Origin of the sequence: Martinezella tropici (assembly GCF_003287875.1) — a bacterium.
Taxonomy (GTDB): domain Bacteria; phylum Pseudomonadota; class Alphaproteobacteria; order Rhizobiales; family Rhizobiaceae; genus Rhizobium; species Rhizobium tropici_C.
On the sequence record NZ_QMKK01000061.1, the window covers coordinates 77477 to 98392 of the forward strand.

The following is a 20916-nucleotide window of genomic DNA, read 5'->3' on the forward strand; positions in this document are numbered from 1 at the left end:
GGTCAGAAGGCCGTGATAGTCGAAGGCAGTCTATCGAGCCGCTCGTCGACGTGATGCGGGGCATAGCGCTCGACCATTTCACGGCAGAATTCGGCAAATTCCTCAGGGACCAGCGGCGCGCTTGTATGATGAGGGGCAATGCCACGATGCTCCGGCGTGAAGCAGAAGGTGACCGTGACATCGAATTCCTCGAGGCTGCGCATTTGCCGGTCGAACCAATCCAGCGCATTGGGACGGAAACGATCCGCCCAGGAAAGACCTGTCCTGACCGACCGCACGCCGAGCCGCTTCATCCACGCGACGGCTTCGTCAAGCCGTGGATCTTCGAAGTGAAACCACTGAACAAGGCCGAGATGGGGGGTGTGCCGAGCAAAGGCGTCGAGGGCCAGCTTCGGCGTGCCGTCTTCACGCAGAATGCCCATATAGTAGTGTCGGTAATAGGAGGAACCTTCCGCTTCCTTATGGCGCGTGGTCGCTTCCCATGATCTGGGGAGATCGAAGAGGCTGTACCATTGGAATTGCGGTACCTTTCCCTTGAGCAGGTCTATGGTGCGGTTCAATCCCCAAAGCTGCACGTCTTCGGCTCCGAAGCTGGATACGCCGACCTCGCTGACCCAGACCGGGAGATCGGTGACATTGGCGATGTCGGCAATTCTTTGCGGCCATTCGTCGATTTGCCACAAATTCCAGTCCAGCGGAAAGCCGTGGACCGCGACGGCATCGAGATGGTCCAATACACCGTAATCCTTCATTCGGCTCATGAAACCAGGATCGATCGGAGAAATGCCGCCGAGCACCTTGATCAGATCGGGGTTCGCAAGCGCGATTGCGTCGGCGGCCAGTATCGCCATTTCGGCAAACCGGCTCCAATCCGGATCTATCTCCGGATCCCAGTGCGACTTGTTGTTCGGCTCGTTCCAAATCATAGCTGCTTTGATCATGCTGGTCTCCCGCGATAATCATGGATGCATTTCATTGAGCGTGATGATCTTCGCTCCCCAATCTCCGACGACCATGTGAGTGACGGATGCCGGTTCCACATCGAACCTCGACCAGGCGTCGACCGGCAGGCCGAGAATGTAGCTGGCCGCCGCTTTGATGACGTCGCTATGGGATACGAGCGCCAGCCTCTTGCCCTCGGCCTTGCTGGAGAGGTCTTCAATCAAATCCCAAACTCGGGTCTGCACATCGAGCATGGTTTCGCCGTTCGGCGCACGGACAAGGCTGCGCATCGCGTTCCAGCGGCGCCATCGGGCGTCTTGATCGAGCGTCGAAAAGGTCTTGCCGGTCCAATCGCCGAAATTGACTTCGTCCAGTGCTTCTTCGATCTGTGGGGCATCCAGCCCGCATGCGGAGGCTATTGCATCGGCCGTCTGCCGGGCTCGCTCGCGCGGGCTGCTGTAAATCGCATCCAGATGTTTGCACATCATCTGCTGGCCCAGACGTTTTGCCTGTGACAGCCCTGCCTCCCCGAGAGCAATCCCCGGTGTGCGACCTGCAAGGAAGTTGCCGAGATTGTCGTGGGCTGCGTGACGAACCAGGAAGAAGGTCGTCGTCATTCCGCCGCTCCGGGCAGCGCATCCTCCTGGTCCTCGATGAAAGCCTGTGTACGCCGGCGAGCCTCCTGATCGGTGAACTGACGCGGTGGCGATTTCATGAAGTAGCTCGAGGGGCCGACCAGCGGCCCACCTATGCCGCGATCAAGGGCCAGTTTGGCACAGCGGATCGCGTCGATGACAACGCCGGCGGAATTGGGGGAATCCCATACTTCCAGCTTCAATTCCGCATTGAGGGGCACGCCGCCGAAAGTCGTACCCTCCAGTCTGATATAGGCCCATTTGCGGTCTTCGAGCCACGGAACGTGATCGCTTGGTCCGACGTGAATGTTCGTTGGAGCAAGCGGAACATCGAGCTGGCTCGTCACCGATTGCGTCTTGGAGATCTTCTTCGATTCAAGACGCTCGCGTTCCAGCATGTTGAGGAAGTCCGTATTGCCTCCGAAGTTCAGCTGATACGTGCGATCGACCCTTACACCGCGCTCACAGAAGAGGTTGACGAGCATGCGATGGACGATGGTCGCGCCCACCTGGCTCTTGATATCGTCTCCGATGAGGGGCAGGCGGCGCTCGGCAAAGCGACGCTGCCATTCAGGCTTCGAAGCGATGAAGGCGGGAATGCAGTTGACGAAGGCGCACCCCGCGGCGAGCGCCTGTTCGGCGTACCATTGTGTCGCTTCCTCAGACCCGACGGGCAGGTAGGAAACAAGCACCTCGGTCTGCGTTCGACGCAAAATTTCGGCAACATCGGCAACCGGCTCCTCCGATTGCGGAATTTCGTCCTTCAGGTAGCGGCCCAGGCCGTCGAGCGTCCTGCCGCGATGTACCGTAACACCCATCATCGCCACATCGGCGAAGCGCTTGGTATTGTTGGGTTCGGCGTAGATGGCCTCGGCGACATCCTTCCCAACTTTGGAGGCGGCGATATCGAACGCCGCCGAAATTTCCACATCACGAACATGGTATCCCCCGAGGTCTGCATGCATGAGGCCGGGGATGGGCTCGTTGCTTTCGGCATCCCTATAGTATGTCAGTCCCTGCACAAGCGAGGACGCGCAATTGCCGACACCGACGATAGCTACTCGAATGGAATGGGAAGGCATGTCTTTCTCCAGCATCTACAAAGCCATCCTCAAACAAAGACAGGGGGCATCTGTTCCCGAAAAAAATCATTCGATGGATCGCAACCCGATCTCGCGCGTTCGATATGTTTCGATTCATGAGGCGCCGACGATGCTGGTCTATGGAGATATCGAGCGTGTTGAACGGGCCGCATCGATTTGCTGTAGGGTCTCGGACGACATGGCGGCCTGTTTCAACATGGAGCCGGATCGCCGTCGGCATGAACTCCTGGTGCAGACTTTCATTATGACAGGCGAGCTCGTTCAGGGGCTCGCCGATCGCGAATTTCGCCAGAGGGGCTACGATGAAATCTCTGATGCTCAAGTCGCGGGTTCTGAGCTCTTGCTTTTTCAGGCCCGTATGCTGGTGCGATCCTGGCGGACAAATTTCGCCGGATCCTTGCTGCCTTCGACCGATTGGAAAGCACTGCTGGAGCCTCTAAGGCTTGATGAACCCATCCGGATAAAGCAGCCGGAGGGCTATGCACATTATGCGCTCTATCCCGAGAGCTTTCTGGAAGCGGCCTTGCGTTCGGGTCTGTCATCCAAGGCCGTCGTCATCGGCGTGAGGAGCATTGGCGTCAGCTTGGCCGCTGTCGTCGCGGCGGCGCTCGGATCGGGTCCTGCCTATTCCCTGAGGCCGACGGGCGATCCTTTCCGCCGACAGGTGCTGCCAGGAAAATTGCTGCAGAGGCGCATTCTTGATCGTCTCCATACAGATTTCGCCATTGTCGACGAAGGCCCCGGATTATCGGGCAGTTCCTTTGGGTGCATAGCGGATTGGCTCGAGACCAATGGCGTACCGGCCGAGCGCATTCATTTCTTTCCAAGCCACAAGGGCGAGCCGGGCAGACAGGTCAGCAAGGCGCATCTGCGCAGGTGGAAGCAGCGGCGGCCGCACGTCGTCGACGTTCATGAACTGATCCTGGATACGCCGGAGCGTGAACGCAACCTGAAGTCCTGGGCTTGCGAGCTCCTGGGTGTGAGCGAGGGCTCCTGGCGGGATCTATCGGGAGGACAGTGGCGAGGACTGCGCTACGAGGACCCGCAATATTGGCCCCCGAGCTACCGGCAGCAAGAGAAGCTGAAATTTCTGCTGTCGGACAGCGGTACGCACCATCTGGTGAAGTTTGCCGGGCTTTGTGAGATGGCGACCAAGCAGGCGAGAGGCAAGATCTTGAGCGAAGCCGGCTTCACGCCGCCGGTGCTGGGGACCTGCCACGGCTTCATTGTCGAGCCTTGGATCGAGGGCTGCGCAATGGAGATCGATCCGGCGCCGAAAACGGAGATGGTCGAGCAGATCGGCCTGTATCTCGGGTTCCGGGCACGTCACCTTCCCGCCACGCACGGAGGCGCATCGCTTCTGGATCTATGTCATATGGCTACAGTCAATATCGAGGAGGCCCTGGGAGGCGAAGTTGCGCATCAAATCCAACAGTTGATTGGCCGGCCACATCATCTGGTGAAACATCTGCGGCGGGTGGATACTGACAATCGGCTCCATCGATGGGAATGGATAAGGCGGCAAGACGGCCGGCTGATTAAGACCGACGCGCTCGATCACAATGCCTCTCACGACCTCATCGGATGCCAGGACGTGGCTTGGGATATTGCCGGTGCATCCGTGGAATTTGACCTGTCGAAAGCGCAGCGATGCCGGTTGGTTGAGATCGTCGCGGTGGAAACGGATCGGGAACCGCGCGATGATGTGCTCAAGGTATTCGAAGCATGCTATCTGGGTTTTCAGATCGGCCTTTGGTCCTTGGCGGCTCAAAGCCATGATGCTTCGGAGCAAGCACGACTGAGGAGCGCCGTGATGCGCTACGAGGGCCGTGTGCTGGGCTTATTGGCCGAGTGAGCCGTCATCTTTTGGCGCTGACGGTGCGGGCGCCGATGTGGGGGCATCAGGGATGGAAGCGGTGATGTCAGGAGAGCAGGCCAGGGCTGTCCTGATGAGCCTGACCGATTGGATGCCGACACCCTTCAACATCAGCAATTGGTCATCCGTCATCTCGGCGGCCTCTTTTGCGCGCGTGATCCCATTATCAGCCAATGACCGAACGACCCATCGCGGAAGCGCGGTTTCGGAAAGAATATCCGAGTTTTCTGTAAATTGGCCTGGACTGCGGCTTTCACCGGATTGCATCGCAGCGATCCATCAGTTGATGCATTGAGATCGCATCAAACCCGCGTGAGGGTCGCGGGTTCCCGTTGCTTTCACAAAATCACCATTCGCTTGAGCCGCCGTTCTCAGCCGCCATAGATTGCGTCGATGATTGCGGCGGAATCGACAAGGCGTTCGCAAAGTGGATCGTAGCTATTATCGCCGGCCAAGCGTGTCGCCCATGCGGCCGCGGCTCGGCCGCCCCATTCATCCGGCGGTTCGATGAGAATATCGGTGCGTGTTCCCCTATATCCTTCGGCGACGAAATCATAGAAAGAACCGTTGACGTTCCGCATGGCCGCCCCTCCGGCCGTTCCATGGAAGTTTGCGCTGATGACAGCGTCCACACCAGCGTTGAGGCCCCATGAACAGGCTAACCGGAGGGCTGCGCCATCCGATAGCGTCACGGTTGCGAGAGCGAAATCCTCCACATCGGCGCTGTCGGGCTGAATTGGAACACCCCTTCGCATAAGACAGCTTTGGACCGAAGTGACAGCCGGAAAGTCAAGCGTCCACAGCGCCAGGTCAGCCAGATGGATTCCGAGATCCATGACGCAGCCCCCGCCCGACATTCGCCTGTCATAGAACCAGGGCTTGTCCGGCCCATAGGCATTGTGAAAGATCATATCGACCGCGAAGATCTTGCCGAGCTCGCCGCCGCGAACAAGATCGCGGACACGGCGCATCGCTCTGGTGTGCCGATAGGAAAGATCAACCTGCAGCAATCGGTCCGCCTTCCGCGCGGCTGCAATTGCTTGCTCGACCTCATTTCGGGTCCGCCCTAGCGGCTTCTGGCAAAAGACTGCAATGCCTTGCTCCAAGGCTGTCATGGCTTGCTCCGCATGCAAGGCGCTCGGCGTTGCGATGACGATTCCGTCGAGGCGCTCGCTCAGCAGATCATCGAAACTCGGAACGATCGTGGCTTGCTCAGCCAGGTCTGCGGCGGCTTTCGCCATTTCCGCCGATGGATCGCAGATGAGCGTCGAGCCGACCAAGCCCGTGTCAAGAATGGCCTTCATCCGGTGCCGGCCAATCCGGCCGACGCCGAGAAAACCAAGGCGGAGGCCTTGAGCTACGTTCCGGTGAGCGTATTCGCCGAGATTGTTCATGAGTATACCACCAGGGCCTTGAGAAAGCCGTCGGGACGGTCCCTGGTCATGTTCAACGCGTCATCAAGCCGCTCCAGGGGAAAACGGTGGGTCAGGAAAGGCCATGGATCGAGCTGACCGGCTTCGATCGCCGCGATCGCATCGCGAATGCCTTGAAGATAAACGGCAGGATCCCGTTCGTGTGCGTTGACGACATCAAGTCCCCGCCAGTTCCACAGCTGCATGTTGACCTGTCTCTGCCCATCTTGATGGTAACCTGCAATGACGAGGCGTCCACGCTCGCGCGTCAATTCGGCCGCGAGATCAAGTGGCCATTGTTTGCCGACCGCCTCGATCACGCGATCACAGAATTGCCCCTGTGTCGATTGCCTCACCTGCTCGATGATCTGCCAATGGTCTTTCATTGCGATTGTTTCGGACGCTCCCGCGCGCTTGGCGATCTCCAGGGAAAACGCTCTTCGAGAAATCGCAATGACATGGGCGCCGGCAGCCACGCACAGCTGGGTCAGCAAAGCGCCGAGAAAACCGATTCCGACAATGGCAACGGACTGTCCAGGCTGGACCTCGCACCGCTTGAAAATATTCAGGGCGCAACCCAACGGCTCTCCCGGAAAAGGGCGATCGTCGAGCCAGGCAGGCAGCCGGACGACGCTGCTGTGGTCGGCGAGATCATGGGTGGCATAAGCATGCTGCCCTAACGTCGCAACGCGATCACCGACGGCAAAACCGGTGACATCATCTCCGATCGCATCGATCGTTCCCCAGCCTTCGTGCCCCAACCCGCCAGGTTCAGTTGGAAATCGCATCCATTCCGGGCCTGACCATGGCACCAGGTTCGAGGCGCATACACCGCAGCCTTCCAGTTTTACTCGCAGCTGACCGGCAGCAGGCTCCGGCAATGCCATGGTTTCCACCCGCAGCTGCCCAGCGCCCGTCACCACGGCCGCTCTCATGGCATCTGTCCGCACCGATGTGATCGCGTTCATTGATCCTCTCCTGGCAATTACCATCATCCCGCCTTCGAATTGGATGGACGACGCGCGCCTAACTGGCATGCGCATGGCTTGTTCCAGAAGATGATGAAGATGCTTGCTGCAGGTACAAGGATGACACCTGGAGCGCAAAACGGAACGCATCATTGAAGAAGTCTACAATGATAATGATGTCATAGCGTGAGGAACATTCCTTGGGGATCCCGGTTGGGTGGCGGTCAAAAGCCTCTCAACTCAATAGTCTCGGGTGCCCAATGTCACATGTTCTCGTTACCGGTGGATGCGGTTTTATTGGTCGGCATGTCACTGAAGAACTGGTTGAAAATGGATATCAGGTTCGCATTCTCGATGCCTTGATCGATCAGGTGCATGGCCTCTCGGGAACTCAGCAAGCAGTCGATACAACGGATGTCATTCGTGCCGACGTGCGTGACAAGGGAGCGGTTCGTGAAGCACTGAAGGGGGTTGATGCTGTTATCCATCTGGCAGCCGAGGTCGGTGTCGGCCAATCCATGTATGAGATTGCTCGTTATGTCTCTGCCAACGATCTCGGCACGGCGACTCTCCTGGAAGCCATGATCGGCCTTCCGATCAAGCGAATAGTCGTCGCATCCTCGATGAGCGTGTATGGCGAGGGCATGTATGTCTCGCCGGTGGGACATCGCCTCGGCTATATAAGGCGCGATGGCAATCGTCTCACGGAAGGTCTGTGGGATCCCCTTGGCCCCGATGGAGAGCCGCTCCTGCCTGCGCCGACGGATGAGGAAAAACCCGTCGATCTGGTCTCGATCTACGCGCTGACAAAATATGCACAGGAGCGCCAGACACTCATCTTTGGTCGCGCCTATGGCATCGAGGCAGTGGCACTACGCCTATTCAACGTCTTTGGTGCCGGTCAGGCACTTTCTAATCCCTATACGGGCGTGCTTGCGAATTTCGCCTCGCGCCTTGCCAATGGCCAGCCGCCGATGATTTTCGAGGATGGCAGGCAGCGCCGAGACTTCGTGCATGTGCGCGATGTCGCACGCGCATTTCGTCTCGCTCTGGAACGGAGACCGGCGGCAGGGCATGTCATCAATATCGGCAGTGGCCAGGCCTATACCATAGCGCAGGTCGCAATGCTGCTTGCCGCCGCGATGGGAGCCGCGGACTTGTCGCCTGAGATCACCGGCCAGTCGCGCAGCGGCGATATCCGCCATTGCTTCGCCGATATTTCAAAGGCCAGAGAATTGCTCGGCTTCGAGCCGCATTACCATCTCGACGGATCGCTCGAGTCCTTTGCGGAATGGGTTCTTATGACAGGGGCCGTCGACAGGAACGCGGAGATGACCAGGCATCTCAAGGAAAGAGGTCTCATGTCATGAGATTACCTGAAGGTCCCATCATTATCGTTGGCGGCAGCGGTTTCATTGGAAGCAATCTTGCCGACAGCTATCTCAGAGATGGTGAGGAGGTGATCGTCCTCGACAATCTCAGTCGCCCCGGCGTCGAGGAGAATCTTCGCTGGCTGAAAAGCAATCACGGTGATCGCGTTCAACCCGCGATAATCGATATCCGGGACTTCGATGCGATCGCTCCATATTTCATGGGCGCACGCGCTGTCTTTCATCTTGCGGCTCAAACGGCGGTGACGACAAGCCTCGACTATCCCGTTCATGATTTCGAGACAAACGCTCGCGGAACACTCAACGTGCTTGAAGCGGTGCGCAAGGCAGGCAACAGGGCGCCGGTCATTTTTGCCAGTACGAACAAGGTCTATGGCGATATCCACGACATCGCGATGGCGGGATTGGAAGATCGCTATATACCCGCCGATGAATTGCTGCGCGAGAACGGGTTCGATGAGGATCGCGGCCTGAATTTCTGCACGCCATATGGCTGCTCCAAGGGGGTCGCGGATCAATATGTCCTCGACTATGCCAAGTCTTTCGGTTCGCTCACCGCCGTTTTGCGTATGAGCTGCATCTATGGCCCGCGGCAGTTTGGCACCGAAGATCAAGGCTGGGTCGCTCATTTCCTGATCCGCGCGTTAAACGGCGAAGCGATTTCGATCTACGGTGACGGTCGGCAAGTACGAGACATTTTGCATGTCAATGATGCTGTTCGCGCCTATCGGGGTCTGCTGAATTCAATCGACGAAGCCAAGGGCAAGGCCTTCAATCTGGGGGGAGGGCCTGACAACGCCGTGAGCATTCGAATCGTGCTCAGGGAGATCGAAAGGGTCATCGGCAGGCCGATTGCGACCATGCACTCCGACTGGCGCGTGGGCGATCAACTGTACTTTGTCACGAACACCAGCGCATTGAGAAAAGCCATCGGTTGGGCGCCTGAAATAGCCTGGCGCGACGGTGTGCGCGAACTTTGCGATTGGATTGCGAGCAACCGCCTAAACGGCTTTGCTCGGGCACGGAGGGCCTCGGCATGACTGGGGCAATGAGTGTCAATCAAAGCAATTTGGCGCATGCGCAAGGCTATCAGTTCGACCCTGCCAGGCCACACACCGTTCTGATGACCATAGACGCTGTCGGCGGCGTGTGGAGATATGCCATGGATCTCGCCAGGGGATTACAGCAATTCGGCGTCACCACGGTGTTTGCCGGGTTGGGGCCGTCGCCTTCATCCGAACAGCAGCGGGAAGCCCTTGCGCTCGGACCGATGACATGGCTGGATGCGCCGCTGGATTGGATGGCGGCAAACGAAGATGAGCTCGATATCATTCCCGACCTTCTCAGGCGGCTTATCGACCGGCATTCTCCAGATTTGCTTCATCTCAATCTTCCCTCGCAAGCCGCCGGTCTCGATGTCGATCTGCCCGTTGTCGTTGTTTCGCATTCGTGCGTCGTGACCTGGTTCCAATCCGTACGTGGCATCGGCGTTCCCGATCCATGGAGATGGCAATTCTCGCGCAACCGGCGCGGCTTCGATCGCGCCGATATCGTCGTTGCGCCGAGCCATAGCCACGCGCATGCGCTTCGAACGTGCTATGGGCCGATTTCCCATTTGAAGGTCGTCCATAACTCAAGCGAACTCCCCGCGCGGTCAACTCCGAAGGGGAATTTTGCCCTGGCGGTTGGCCGATGGTGGGATGATGGCAAGAATGGTGCAGTATTGGATCAGGCCGCAGGTCTCTCTCGATCAAAAATACTGATGGCAGGGCCTGTCGACGGGCCGTCCGGTCAGCATTTTTTCGTCGAGCATGCCGCCCAGCTAGGGGAGATGCCTCATCAAGACATTGCCGCTCTGATGGCTGAGGCCGGTATCGTCGTCTCGCCCTCTCTCTACGAACCCTTCGGGCTTGCCGCGCTTGAGGGAGCCCGTTCGGGAGCTGCTCTCGTTTTGGCGGATATCGCGACCTATCGCGAACTTTGGGACGAGGCCGCACTTTTTGTGGATCCGCACGATCCCGCCGGCTTCGCCAATGCGATCGATCTGCTGTCGCACGACGAGCAATTGCGGAAAACGAAGGCTCGATCGGCACAAAATCGATCGCGGGGCTACTCGCTCGACCATCAATGCCGGTCGCTGCTGAGCGTTTATGCAAGCGCCATGCAGCATGCCGATGAGAGGGAGGCGATGCATCCATGAAATTTGTATTCTACACGCATTCTCTGGTGTCGGATTGGAACCATGGCAATGCGCATTTCCTGCGCGGGATCATGCGCGAGCTCCTGAAGCGCGGACATAGTGCCATCGCTATTGAGCCTTCCGATTCCTGGAGCCGCCGTAATCTCCTCATGGATCAGGGGCCGCAGGCGCTGGAAACTTTCCGTCGCACATTCCCGCAGCTGACGTCGCTATCCTACGACAGCGCCTTCGACCATGAGGAAGCGATCAGCGACGCAGACGTCGTTGTCGTTCACGAGTGGACAGATCCCGCGCTCGTCAAGCGGCTCGGCAGAGCCAGGCGCATCGGCGGGCGCTTCACACTCATCTTTCATGACACCCATCATCGTGCCGTCTCCGCACGGAGTGAAATCGCAGGGCTTGATCTTGAGGATTATGACCTCATTCTCGCCTTCGGCGAGACGCTGCGTCAGCGTTATCTCAAGGCAGGGTGGGGGACCAATGTCTTTACCTGGCACGAGGCGGCCGACGCGGCGTTGTTCAGGCCGATACCCGAGGTAGAAAAGACCGGCGATCTCATATGGATCGGTAATTGGGGCGATGATGAACGCAGTGCCGAGATCGGCCGCTTTCTGATCGACCCTGCCAGCCGCATCGGGAAAGACGCACTGACGACTAGCGTGCGAGGTGTGCGCTATCCTCCGGCAGCGCTCGAGGCTTTGCGCAAAGCCGGCATCAACTACGGCGGCTGGATCGCCAATGCCGACGTGCCGCGGGCATTTGCCGAAAACCGGGTGACTGTGCATATTCCCCGCCGTCCCTATGTTGAATCCCTGCCGGGCATTCCGACGATACGTGTCTTCGAGGCGCTCGCCTGCGGGATTCCGCTGATATCCGCGCCATGGGACGATTGCGAGGAGCTTTTCCGGCCTGGCGAGGATTTTCTCATCGCCAGAACTGGCGACGAAATGACCCGCCTCGTTCGTGATGTCCTTTCGGACCAGGCGCTCGCCGATGCGCTGATTGCATCTGGCCTGGAGCGCATTCGCACGCGGCATACCTGCAGCCATCGCGTGGATGAACTTCTGAAAATTCTGGATCAGGGCAATGCAACGGGTCGGCAGGAGGTTGCGGAATGAAGATCGCGTTCTACGGCTCGAGCCTCCTTTCGGCTTATTGGAACGGTGCGGCGACCTATTATCGCGGCTTGCTGAAAGCATTGGCGGCGAGGGGTTACCGCATCACTTTCTACGAGCCGGATGTCTATCAGCGCCAAGAGCACCGGGATATCGACCCGCCCGAGTGGTGCGAGGTCGTCGTCTATGATGGGACGATCGCCGCCCTGAGGAAGGTTGCGGTCGAGGCGGCCCTTGCCGATGTTGTCATCAAGACGAGCGGCGTCGGCTTCGAGGACGATCTGCTTTTGCGGGAGGTCATGACGGCTGCGCGCCCGGAAGCGCTGAAAATTTTCTGGGATGTGGACGCGCCGGCGACCCTTGCCGAAATGCGGACCTCCGCGGAACATCCGCTTCGCCAAGCCCTTGGGAGCCTTGATCTCGTTTTGACCTATGGCGGCGGGGAACCCGTCGTAAAACAATACCTTCTGCTGGGGGCGACCGCATGCATTCCCATCTACAATGCGCTCGATCCGCAGACCCATCATCCCGTCATCGCCGATCATCGTTTCGAGGCCGCCCTAGGCTTTCTTGGCAACCGTCTGCCTGATCGAGAGCGCCGCGTCGAAAGTTTTTTTCTCGAACCGGCCGCAGCCATGCCCACGCACCGCTTCCTCCTGGGTGGCGCGGGCTGGGACGACAAGCCGATGCCGGGCAATGTCCGCTATATCGGGCACGTGCCCACCCGCGATCACAATGCCTTCAACGTGACGCCGAGAGCAGTGCTCAACATCTCGCGCGAGAGCATGGCCGACAACGGCTTTTCACCTGCCACGCGGGTGTTCGAAGCAGCGGGCGCCGGTGCCTGCCTGATTACAGATTATTGGGAAGGAATTGACCATTTTCTGACGTCGAACGAGGAGGTGTTCGTCGCGCGCGACGGTCAGGACGTGCGCGAAATCCTGTCCGGTCTGACGGCGGAGCATGCGGCAGCGGTCGGCCGGAGGGCGCTTGCGAAGGTGCTTGGCGAGCACACTTACCGGCATCGAGCCGTCGAAGTCGATCAACTCTTGCGGTCTCGTTTCGCAAGCAAGGAGGCTGCCGAATGAGCCGTGCCCTCGACATCGTCGTTCTCGGCCTCACCTTGTCCTCTTCCTGGGGCAATGGTCACGCCACGACGTACCGCTCCTTGATCAGAGGTCTCCATGCCGAGGGCCACAATGTTCTTTTCCTGGAGCGGGACGTCCCCTGGTATGCTGCCCAACGGGATCTTCTCGATCCGGAGTTCTGCGAACTTTCTTACTATGACGGGATCGATGAGCTCAAAAATCGTTTCAGTCAGCGATTGACCGCCGCTGATGCCGTCATCATCGGCTCCTATGTGCCGGATGGAGTAGCAGTGATCGATACTGTTGCCGCCTTAGATCCTTCGCTCCTGTGCTTTTACGACATCGACACGCCCGTCACGCTTGCAAAACTCGGACAGGGCGACCAGGAATACATTGCCGGACGTCAGATGGCGCTGTTCGATATCTATCTGTCTTTTTCGGGAGGAGGCGTCCTCGACCGGCTGATGACAGAGTTCGGCGTCTCGCGTGCCGAAGCTCTCTATTGCTCTGTGGACGAGCGGCGTTACAGGAATACAGGCGAAACGCCCTATTGGGATCTCGGCTATCTTGGCACCTACAGTCCCGACCGGCAGGAGAAACTGCAGATGCTCTTGATAGAGCCGGCACGGCAGTTGCCGCATTTGCGGTTTGTCGTCGCCGGGTCGCAATTTCCCACTGATATCGACTGGCCCGAGAATGTAACCCGCATCGAACATCTTGCGCCCACCGATCATCCGTCCTTCTACAGCCGGCAAAGATTCACGCTCAACATCACGCGATCCGATATGATCGAGGCGGGTTGGTCGCCCAGCGTGCGTCTTTTCGAGGCTGCTGCCTGCGGCACGCCGATCATTAGCGATTTCTGGCGCGGCCTCGATGAGCTTTTCCCGCAGGATCGCTCCATCTTGATCGCGCATGACACCGCAGACGTGGTCGGTGCGCTGACCGGCGTTTCAGAGGAAGCGAGGCGCGGAATAGCCAATCTCGCGCATCGCATCGTTCATGGCGAGCACACCGGCCGTGTTCGCGCCCGGCAACTGGTGAACATGCTGTCAGAGAGTCTGCCGGAAAATCGAGCAGGGCGACGTGCTTTCGTGTAGCAACCCAGAGGAGAAATTGCATGCGGCAGGTAATCAAAAAGAATATTCTCGTCGCTGGAGGCGCCGGTTTTGTCGGCTCTCACCTTTGCGATGCGTTGATCGCCGGAGGCCATAAGGTCATTTGCGTTGACAGCTTTCTGACCAGTACCCCCGATAATATCAAGGCCTTGCAAAATCATCCCGATTTCACGCTCATCGAGCATGACATATGCGAGGAGCTGCAGGTTGCCGAGCCGCTTCACCAGATCTACAACCTGGCATGTCCTGCGTCTCCTGCCTTCTATCAGGCTGACCCTATTCACACGATGATGACCAGCGTGGCCGGAACCGGCAATCTGCTCAAGCTTGCCGAGCACCATGCTGCCTCTTTCCTGCAGGCCTCCACGAGCGAGGTTTACGGTGATCCGCAAGAGCATCCTCAGCAGGAAGATTATTGGGGTCACGTCAACTGCATCGGGCCGCGTGCATGTTACGACGAAGGGAAGCGCGCAGCAGAGGCGCTTTGTTTCGACAGTGTGCGCACGGGCTGTGTCGACGCCCGCGTGGTGCGCATCTTTAATACATACGGCCCTCGCATGCAGCCGAACGACGGCCGCATCGTTTCCAATTTCATCGTCCAGGCGCTGCAACATGAACCATTGACAATCTATGGAGACGGCGACCAGACCAGATCCTTCTGCTATGTGTCCGATCTGGTGGACGGGCTGATCCGCTCGATGAATGTGCAGCCAAACGCCGGCTTGCCCATCAATCTCGGCAATCCCGGGGAGTTCATGGTTCACGAGCTTGCGCAAATGATCCTGAAGATGGTGCCCACGAGCTCAAGCATCGTTTACCGGCCGTTGCCTACCGATGACCCGCAGCGTCGACGGCCTGATATACTCAGGGCAAAGCAGCTCCTGTCCTGGGAACCGAAGGTCCATCTCGCGGAAGGCTTGGAATATACCATTGCCTGGTTTCGCCAAGTGCTTCACGAACCACAATTTGTCCGACGGACAAACCGCAAGGCTACGCCGATCCGGCGTCCGACGGGCATTTCACTCGGAGCGTGACCATGCAAAACCAAGAGGAGTTGCAGCGTCGGATTATCGAACTGGCGCCATGGTTTCATAACCTGCGCATAAAGGGTGTCGAAACAGCTCCCGATCATTTTCTCGGGGACTATCCAAGTTTCAAGTGGCGTCGCTTCAAGGATGTCATTCCTCGGGATCTGACAGGCAGAACTGTTCTCGATATCGGCTGCAATGCCGGGTTTTACTCGCTGGAAATGAAACGGCGCAATGCGGATCGTGTGGTGGCAATCGATACGGATCCGCATTATCTGCGGCAAGCCGTCTTCGCGGCAACGCAGGCCGAGGTGGATATCGACTTCAGGCAAATGTCCGTATACGAGGTCGCGCAATTGCACGAGAAGTTTGACCTCGTCCTTTTCATGGGCGTCCTCTACCATTTGCGTCACCCGCTATTGGCTCTTGATCTGCTTCGTGAGCATGTCGTCAAAGACCTGATGCTGTTTCAATGCATGCAGCGAGGCGTGGACGAAACACCGGAGCTGAAAGACGATTACGACTTCGCGGAGCGGGAGATTTTCAACCGCCCCGATTATCCAAAATTGTTCTTCGTCGAAAACCGCTACGCCGGGGATCCGACAAACTGGTTCATACCGAACAAGGCGGCGACCGAGGCGATGCTACGTAGCGCAGGTTTTACGATGCTGGAAAATCCAGAGCCGGAAGTATATCTGCTGCGATGCAGCGCCCGTCATTATATGGCGGAGAAACCACCTGGCATTTGCGCCGTAGACCGATCTGATGACAAAAGAGGATCATAAAGTGCCCGGGAACATTGCAGCACGTGGGTTGTTTGGCGGAGGATCGAGATACCGGAAAAACGATGAACATGCAGGCCTGATATGGCAATGAATGATGGGAATACCGCCATGCCTAAGTCGAACAATCCAGGTGAAAAGAGTAGGGGCGATCCCGCGCAGGATGCAAAGGGTCAATCCCGAAGACTGCTGAAAAGCAGCCGCAATAACGGTGTGGCAAGCGCCAAGCCGACTGTCATCACGGGGTCCGACGACGCGACCGTCAACAAAAAGCCTCCCGGCACAACAAAACCAGAGAAAGATTGGGATCTCAATTATGATCCGCGTGAAATGAACGAGGGCAAGTATCGCGGCTGAGACCGGTTCCAAGGCCGGCATGTAAGCGCGTGTGGGGTTCTATCTTCCGCCATAAACCAACTTCACGACACGTGATAATGGTTGGAACCCTGTGCACTCACGCTGATCAAGCATTCCATCATGCATGGTTGTCTGGATGACGCGGACCGTTTCTACCCGATGTGGTTTGAACAGTTGGGTTCGCTGTTCGCTTTCTAGATTATGTGGGCGCCTCACACTCCGACAGCACGTTGAACGTATTACTTATGTTTCTTGTGTTGTCCGCTTCTTTGATTGACGCCTCGCAACATCGCGCGGTCTTCAGTTTGAATCTCGGGGCTCGAACGCAGTCGCGTGCTTTCAGCTTCTCTCCTGCGCTCTTCGGGGGATTTCTTCAAATCCAGGCCGGCATTGAAATCATCTCCCGCATTGGAGGTGTCTTCCCGCTTTTCGATGACATGTATTTGCTGCTGGTGGGTTTTTTGTCCAACCATCGCTATACCTCATTGTTTCTGAGTTTCTGACGGATTTCGGCACCACCGCGTTTCGTCTTTTGTAGCCAAACACCTTGCGGTGAATGCTAAAACGCCTCTCTTGCGCCTCGGGCTCAATGCGCGTTCGAGAGCATGATCGTGCCATTCAATAACCATTCGACGAGAACCAGTAAGGCAATGATGCAAAACCCGATCACGATAAAATATCCGGCTCGCCGTTTGCTCCTTTTCTGCGAGGGACTATCGCTCGGAGATACGATCGGGTCATTTCTATCCCGATCCTTTTCTTCGTCATTCTGCATCATCACCATGTTCCTCTGCTGCCTTCTAACCGTTGGAGCGGAGAAATGTTCCTTCTGTTGGTAGGTCGCACTCGACCCAAATAGGCAGTCGGCAGTTGCGGACGTCAAAATCTAGATGATGGCTCGTGCGGGTGAGAGAAAATCGCGCGGGCGAGATGGTGCAAGCCCCTGTGATTGCGCGTTTTTTTGACCTGCGACGAGGAGAACGCCATCAACGATAAGTTCGGTTCGGAGGACTGGCCACGGCGATAGCTGTGAAGATCTTTGAACGAAAGTCCCACCGAGTTGGATCGCGCGGGTTTGGTCGAACGATTTTGAAGGGATCTGGAATTTGATCGGAACATTTGGTCATCGCTGCGGTTAGGAACCACTGGGATTCCGATCTCCGATCCGATCGGATGATAGGGACTACCGCGATGCAGATCGGAAGTTTCGGGGACATGTATCGTGCTGAACTTCAGGAGCTCACCAGTGCCGGAAAGCAATTGGTCGATTCGTGGCTGGCGAATGCCGAGACTGCATCGCATCCGCCGTTCAAGAACGCTTGTCCACCTCGGGCACAAACCGGATCGAATGATCTCGTCGGAACCCCTCTCAAACTTGGAATGTCGCGAATGGACGGATATCGTCCGAAAGGAGCCTTCGATGAAACACCATGCCCTTCAAGAAATTCGGACCCGCGCCAACGTTAACCTCGAATATCGGCACGCGCTGCCTGCGACGCGCCGCGACCGCCTTGAGCGGTGGGCGGAGCTCCTCGAACGCCGCGGGCAACAAGCACTCTCGACGTTGCATGAAACGGAATTTCAGCCCGCCAGAGAGCGTGCGATCATGCGCGCTGACGATTCGCCGCTGTCGGTGGCATTTGCCGACCCCGTCCTGCGGGCAGCCGGGCTCAATGACGACACCTATGGCGAAATCAAGCAATTCTTCGGGCTGAGTCACAATCAGCTGCATAAGCTCGTCTGTTATTGTCACTTCGGAGCCACGATTAATGCCTCGGTAGCCGCCCATAGCGTTCGTGCGTTGATTGCTGCAGGCGATCGACCGGGCATTCTTGCCAGGCTGCGTGGGATGTTTCGCGATAGATAAAAATCCTTCGCTTCACGTTATGAGCGACGAGAAGCCGACACGGCGCAGCGATGTCGCCGTGTCGAAGGCGTCGCGATCACGTCTCAAACAGAGAGCAAGGGATATCCACAACCGTTGCCGCTTTCGAGCATGGTGATACCTATGACTGACAGCTGCGACTACCGGACCGCATTTTGCCGATAAAAGGCGCCGCAATCAACAGGTGCATACATGAGCGATCATTTGACGATTTCGATAATCTTATGAGTGTGAGGATTTACGATAACTCTCTTCTTGTTGATGATGGTGTAGGCATAGTCACTATTGCTTGGCACAGGATATACCTCGACGGAACTCGGCAACGCGCTACCAACTGCGATATCGCCTTCGTAAGTTACTGATGGGACCTCTTGTCCTGTCACGTATGTCGTGACATCTCCGGGAACAACCACGGTTGATCCGCTGGTGTCGGAGCTGTCCGGAGTTACAACCACACTGCTTTGAGCAAAAACCGTTCCGGATGCGAAGAGTGCCGCACTCATAACAGCGAGCAATCTTTTCATAGCGACCTCCATTGATCTCTAAAAATTCCCAACTGTCGTGAACCGCGAATGTTCCTGATCAAATGGGTGAACTTGCGCGTCGCTTCGCTGCATGAGCACGGTGATCGGGCCGCGCCATCGAAACATCTGTCATTTTTCTGCACGTCTTATCGACGCATCGGCACAAAACATCGGCCGAGGAGTTTTCAGGAAAAGGAGATTCGATATGGCAGACAAAAAGCTCACCACCGGTTTGAATGATCGGCCAAAGGATGCCTCGATCGGCCAGACGGCCGAGGGTTTTCCCGATGACAGCGGAAGGCCTGTCGATGTCGCCGACGAGAAGATCAAGGCGACCAGGAATAAACTTTCCGACGATCCGCGGGAAAAACTGCTGAAAGAAGTCAGACAACAAGAGGATGCATCCCGATCCGGATCGGAATGATTGGAAAAACTAGCCCGCATTGGCATTAAATGTGGTTAGGCATCCACGAACGCTGCTGGCCAACACCTTGGCATGGCAGACGCCCCGTCAAGGCCCGGTGGCCGACGTCATTTCGCTAAATAGCCAGTCGCGGAAGGATCTGACCTTTTTCAGCCGCATGGCGCCTTCAGGATAGACGACATAATAATTCCACCGCGATTTAAGCGCGAGATCGAAGGGGCGCACCAAGCGCCCGGCTGCGAGATCGTTCGAGACCAGCGCACTCCTGCCCAGCAATACCCCTTCGCCCTGGACGGCGGCTTGGACCGCATAGGCGGCCGAGTCGAATCGGACGCCACTATCGGGATTGATATCGTCCAATCCAGCGGCCTTGAGCCAGGTGGCCCAATCAATGCGGAAGTTGTCGTGAATAAGCCTATGATATCTCAAATCAGCGGGCGAGCAGAGAGGATGCTCGCCTTCAAGCAGCTCCGGACTGCAGACAGGAGAGACATCTTCCTCTGCCAGCATCTCCGAAACCACTCCGTCATAGTCGCCCTCTCCATAGCGGATTGCGATATCGATCCCGTCTCTCAGGAAGTCCGCGAACCCTCCCGAGGTGGAGAGACGCACATCGATGTCGCGGTTGGCGCGGTGAAACCGATGCAGTCGCGGAACAAGCCATCTTCCGGCAAACCCGTCCGACGTGCTGACATTGAGCACGCCTGATGATTTCGGCGCCGTAGCGGCGCTGGTTGCGATTCCTATTCGATCGAGAGCCGCGCCGATTTCGGCGGCATAAGCGATGCCCGCGGGTGTCAGCCGGACGGATCGCGTTCCTCGCTCGAACAGCAGGGTACCGAGCCTTTCCTCCAAGTTCCGGATGGCGCGGCTGATCGCCCCATGGGTCACATTCAGCTCCACGGCTGCTTTCGTAAAGCTCAAATGGCGAGCCGCAGCGTCAAAAGCCGGAAGAGTTGTCAAGGGTGGAAGCTGGCGCGGCATCGATTACCTGTGAGTGAAACTCACATATCCTGCACGAATATTCGGTTGTCGTCCAGCCACCTGGAGGGCAATCTTTGGCTATCAGCATCGCTTTTTAAGCGTGGCGTTCGTTGCCAATGCAATTCAAACAGGAGGTTACTGTGAGTGTTATTCATGCATATACTGAGATGGTCGATCGCGCGGCTCCCGCCTCCATCGGCTTGCCCATCGCGGCAATCAAATCCGCGCTCACCATGATCGCGCGGCGAACGGCCTGCCTGGTTGCCCATGTCCAGCATATGTGGGCGATGCGCCTCGTCACCCGTTTTTCGGCCCATCGTCTGCGCGATATCGGCTTTGAGCGAGATTGGGACGGGTCGCTGATCCGGGCCGATGGTGGCCCTGTGTCGGCGTGCAACTGTCAGTGAGGGAGCGTTGCCATGAAAATCTATCCCCATCTCTGGTTCAAGGCGCAGGCCGAAGAGGCCATGGCGTTTTACATGTCGGTGTTCAGGGACTCGAAACTCCAGGGGCGAATCGACCTTCCGGATCCTGAATTGTCGAGGGTTCGGTTTGAATTGGCCGGACTGCCAATCGCTGCCCTCAATGCCAATTCTCACGTACCCTACAATGAAGCATTCTCCTTCCAGATCGAAACGGCCGACCAGGCGGAAACTGACTATTATTGGAATGCGCTTACGGCCGGCGGCGGCGAGGAAAAGCCGTGCGGATGGCTAACCGACAAATTCGGCGTCTATTGGCAGGTCACGCCGACGATCCTTCTGGAAATGATCGCCGATGCCGACAGAAGCAAGGCGACGCGCGTGCTGCAGGCCATGTACAAAATGAAAAAGATCGTCATCGCGGACCTCGAGCGCGCCTATTACGCATAGCGGCATCTCCACTGCGCCGCGCCATGCGGTTCCAAGTAGACCGAGGTTTCCGTGAGGATCAGAAAACCAAACTCCCAACTGAGCGTCTGGAGCAATGGCTGCCCTGGACGCTAGCCGCGCTCGCGAGAATTCTCCGATAGCCCCGAGTTTGGTATACGGGGCGCCCGCGCTTGACCGGCAGCGGGCGTCAATCTATGGCAATGACACGGTAC

General features: G+C 57.5%; 24 protein-coding genes. 14 read left to right on the forward strand and 10 right to left on the reverse strand.

The annotated features are described in order from the left end of the window. Positions 1 to 2 precede the first annotated feature (2 nt). Genes DQ393_RS31320 through DQ393_RS31330 form a run of 3 tightly spaced genes read right to left on the reverse strand, consistent with a single transcriptional unit; the run spans position 3 to position 2659 of the window. A complete protein-coding gene (locus tag DQ393_RS31320) occupies positions 3 to 941 on the reverse strand; it encodes a beta-xylosidase (RefSeq protein WP_112345572.1) in 939 nt (312 codons plus the stop codon). Positions 942 to 959: 18 nt separating this feature from the next. Continuing rightward, positions 960 to 1559: a histidine phosphatase family protein gene (locus tag DQ393_RS31325; RefSeq protein ID WP_112345573.1), complete on the reverse strand. Its 600-nt coding sequence runs from the start codon at positions 1557 to 1559 to the stop codon at positions 960 to 962. Next, positions 1556 to 2659 carry an inositol-3-phosphate synthase gene (locus tag DQ393_RS31330; RefSeq protein WP_112345574.1) on the reverse strand — a complete coding sequence of 368 codons (1104 nt, stop codon included), beginning with the start codon at positions 2657 to 2659 and terminating at the stop codon, positions 1556 to 1558. Before DQ393_RS31330 ends, DQ393_RS31325 begins: the two co-directional genes overlap by 4 nt. Between DQ393_RS31330 and DQ393_RS31335 the strand changes: the two genes are divergently transcribed. Further along, positions 2658 to 4535, forward strand: coding sequence for a hypothetical protein (locus DQ393_RS31335; protein WP_245430525.1), 1878 nt, complete (start codon positions 2658 to 2660; stop codon positions 4533 to 4535). The genes DQ393_RS31330 and DQ393_RS31335 overlap by 2 nt on opposite strands. On the opposite strand, the gene DQ393_RS33260 is transcribed toward DQ393_RS31335, so the two are convergent. From DQ393_RS33260 to DQ393_RS31350, 3 genes are all read right to left on the reverse strand, one after another. Further along, a complete protein-coding gene (locus tag DQ393_RS33260) occupies positions 4521 to 4823 on the reverse strand; it encodes a hypothetical protein (protein ID WP_146759009.1) in 303 nt (100 codons plus the stop codon). The two genes, DQ393_RS31335 and DQ393_RS33260, sit on opposite strands and share 15 nt — an antisense overlap. Positions 4824 to 4927: 104 nt before the next feature. Beyond that, the gene (locus DQ393_RS31345) at positions 4928 to 5950 is read right to left on the reverse strand and encodes a Gfo/Idh/MocA family protein (RefSeq protein WP_112345576.1); all 1023 of its coding nucleotides are present in this window, start codon (positions 5948 to 5950) and stop codon (positions 4928 to 4930) included. Beyond that, positions 5947 to 6936 carry an MDR/zinc-dependent alcohol dehydrogenase-like family protein gene (locus DQ393_RS31350; RefSeq protein ID WP_112345577.1) on the reverse strand — a complete coding sequence of 330 codons (990 nt, stop codon included), beginning with the start codon at positions 6934 to 6936 and terminating at the stop codon, positions 5947 to 5949. The genes DQ393_RS31345 and DQ393_RS31350 overlap by 4 nt, the downstream gene beginning before the upstream one ends. A gap of 260 nt (positions 6937 to 7196) precedes the next feature. Here DQ393_RS31350 and DQ393_RS31355 point away from each other — a divergent pair, with 260 nt between their 5' ends. The 9 genes from DQ393_RS31355 (at position 7197) to DQ393_RS31395 (ending at position 16015) form a co-directional block, all read left to right on the forward strand. Beyond that, on the forward strand, positions 7197 to 8306 hold the full coding sequence (locus tag DQ393_RS31355; RefSeq protein WP_112345578.1) for an NAD-dependent epimerase/dehydratase family protein: 1110 nt from the start codon (positions 7197 to 7199) through the stop codon (positions 8304 to 8306). After that, positions 8303 to 9367 (forward strand): NAD-dependent epimerase/dehydratase family protein, encoded by a 1065-nt coding sequence (locus DQ393_RS31360; RefSeq protein ID WP_432422054.1) that lies wholly within the window; start codon positions 8303 to 8305, stop codon positions 9365 to 9367. The genes DQ393_RS31355 and DQ393_RS31360 overlap by 4 nt, the downstream gene beginning before the upstream one ends. 83 nt (positions 9368 to 9450) lie before the next feature. Continuing rightward, complete coding sequence (locus DQ393_RS31365) at positions 9451 to 10527, forward strand: glycosyltransferase family 4 protein (protein WP_181592474.1); 1077 nt, start codon at positions 9451 to 9453, stop codon at positions 10525 to 10527. Next, positions 10524 to 11645 carry a CgeB family protein gene (locus tag DQ393_RS31370; protein ID WP_112345580.1) on the forward strand — a complete coding sequence of 374 codons (1122 nt, stop codon included), beginning with the start codon at positions 10524 to 10526 and terminating at the stop codon, positions 11643 to 11645. Before DQ393_RS31365 ends, DQ393_RS31370 begins: the two co-directional genes overlap by 4 nt. After that, entirely contained in the window at positions 11642 to 12730 is a 1089-nt protein-coding gene (locus DQ393_RS31375; RefSeq protein WP_112345581.1) for a CgeB family protein, read from the forward strand. The genes DQ393_RS31370 and DQ393_RS31375 overlap by 4 nt, the downstream gene beginning before the upstream one ends. Next, entirely contained in the window at positions 12727 to 13830 is a 1104-nt protein-coding gene (locus tag DQ393_RS31380; protein ID WP_112345582.1) for a CgeB family protein, read from the forward strand. Before DQ393_RS31375 ends, DQ393_RS31380 begins: the two co-directional genes overlap by 4 nt. A gap of 20 nt (positions 13831 to 13850) precedes the next feature. Continuing rightward, on the forward strand, positions 13851 to 14882 hold the full coding sequence (locus DQ393_RS31385; protein WP_112345583.1) for a UDP-glucuronic acid decarboxylase family protein: 1032 nt from the start codon (positions 13851 to 13853) through the stop codon (positions 14880 to 14882). A gap of 2 nt (positions 14883 to 14884) precedes the next feature. After that, positions 14885 to 15661, forward strand: coding sequence for a TIGR04290 family methyltransferase (locus DQ393_RS31390; RefSeq protein ID WP_112345584.1), 777 nt, complete (start codon positions 14885 to 14887; stop codon positions 15659 to 15661). A 108-nt stretch (positions 15662 to 15769) separates the two neighbouring features. Then, on the forward strand, positions 15770 to 16015 hold the full coding sequence (locus tag DQ393_RS31395) for a hypothetical protein (RefSeq protein WP_245430544.1): 246 nt from the start codon (positions 15770 to 15772) through the stop codon (positions 16013 to 16015). Between the two features lie 239 nt (positions 16016 to 16254). Here the strand turns inward: DQ393_RS31395 and DQ393_RS31400 are convergent, their stop codons facing one another. After that, positions 16255 to 16488 carry a hypothetical protein gene (locus DQ393_RS31400; RefSeq protein WP_112345586.1) on the reverse strand — a complete coding sequence of 78 codons (234 nt, stop codon included), beginning with the start codon at positions 16486 to 16488 and terminating at the stop codon, positions 16255 to 16257. Positions 16489 to 16601: 113 nt separating this feature from the next. Then, on the reverse strand, positions 16602 to 16793 hold the full coding sequence (locus DQ393_RS31405; protein ID WP_112345587.1) for a hypothetical protein: 192 nt from the start codon (positions 16791 to 16793) through the stop codon (positions 16602 to 16604). Positions 16794 to 17435: 642 nt separating this feature from the next. Here DQ393_RS31405 and DQ393_RS31410 point away from each other — a divergent pair. Then, complete coding sequence (locus DQ393_RS31410) at positions 17436 to 17882, forward strand: hypothetical protein (RefSeq protein WP_112345904.1); 447 nt, start codon at positions 17436 to 17438, stop codon at positions 17880 to 17882. A 218-nt stretch (positions 17883 to 18100) separates the two neighbouring features. On the opposite strand, the gene DQ393_RS31415 is transcribed toward DQ393_RS31410, so the two are convergent. Continuing rightward, positions 18101 to 18424, reverse strand: a complete 324-nt coding sequence (locus tag DQ393_RS31415; protein WP_112345588.1) for a DUF1236 domain-containing protein — start codon at positions 18422 to 18424, stop codon at positions 18101 to 18103. Positions 18425 to 18515: 91 nt separating this feature from the next. Here DQ393_RS31415 and DQ393_RS31420 point away from each other — a divergent pair, with 91 nt between their 5' ends. Next, positions 18516 to 18848 carry a hypothetical protein gene (locus tag DQ393_RS31420; RefSeq protein WP_245430527.1) on the forward strand — a complete coding sequence of 111 codons (333 nt, stop codon included), beginning with the start codon at positions 18516 to 18518 and terminating at the stop codon, positions 18846 to 18848. An 87-nt stretch (positions 18849 to 18935) separates the two neighbouring features. Here DQ393_RS31420 and gcvA read toward each other — a convergent pair whose 3' ends face one another. Further along, a complete protein-coding gene (gene gcvA, locus DQ393_RS31425; protein ID WP_112345590.1) occupies positions 18936 to 19832 on the reverse strand; it encodes a transcriptional regulator GcvA in 897 nt (298 codons plus the stop codon). 140 nt (positions 19833 to 19972) lie between these two features. On the opposite strand from gcvA, the gene DQ393_RS31430 reads away from it, so the two are divergent. Together DQ393_RS31430 and DQ393_RS31435 are read left to right on the forward strand one after the other, a co-directional pair. Beyond that, positions 19973 to 20239, forward strand: coding sequence for a hypothetical protein (locus DQ393_RS31430; RefSeq protein ID WP_146759010.1), 267 nt, complete (start codon positions 19973 to 19975; stop codon positions 20237 to 20239). Positions 20240 to 20251: 12 nt separating this feature from the next. Next, complete coding sequence (locus DQ393_RS31435) at positions 20252 to 20704, forward strand: VOC family protein (RefSeq protein ID WP_112345592.1); 453 nt, start codon at positions 20252 to 20254, stop codon at positions 20702 to 20704. The last annotated feature ends 212 nt before the right edge of the window (positions 20705 to 20916 follow it).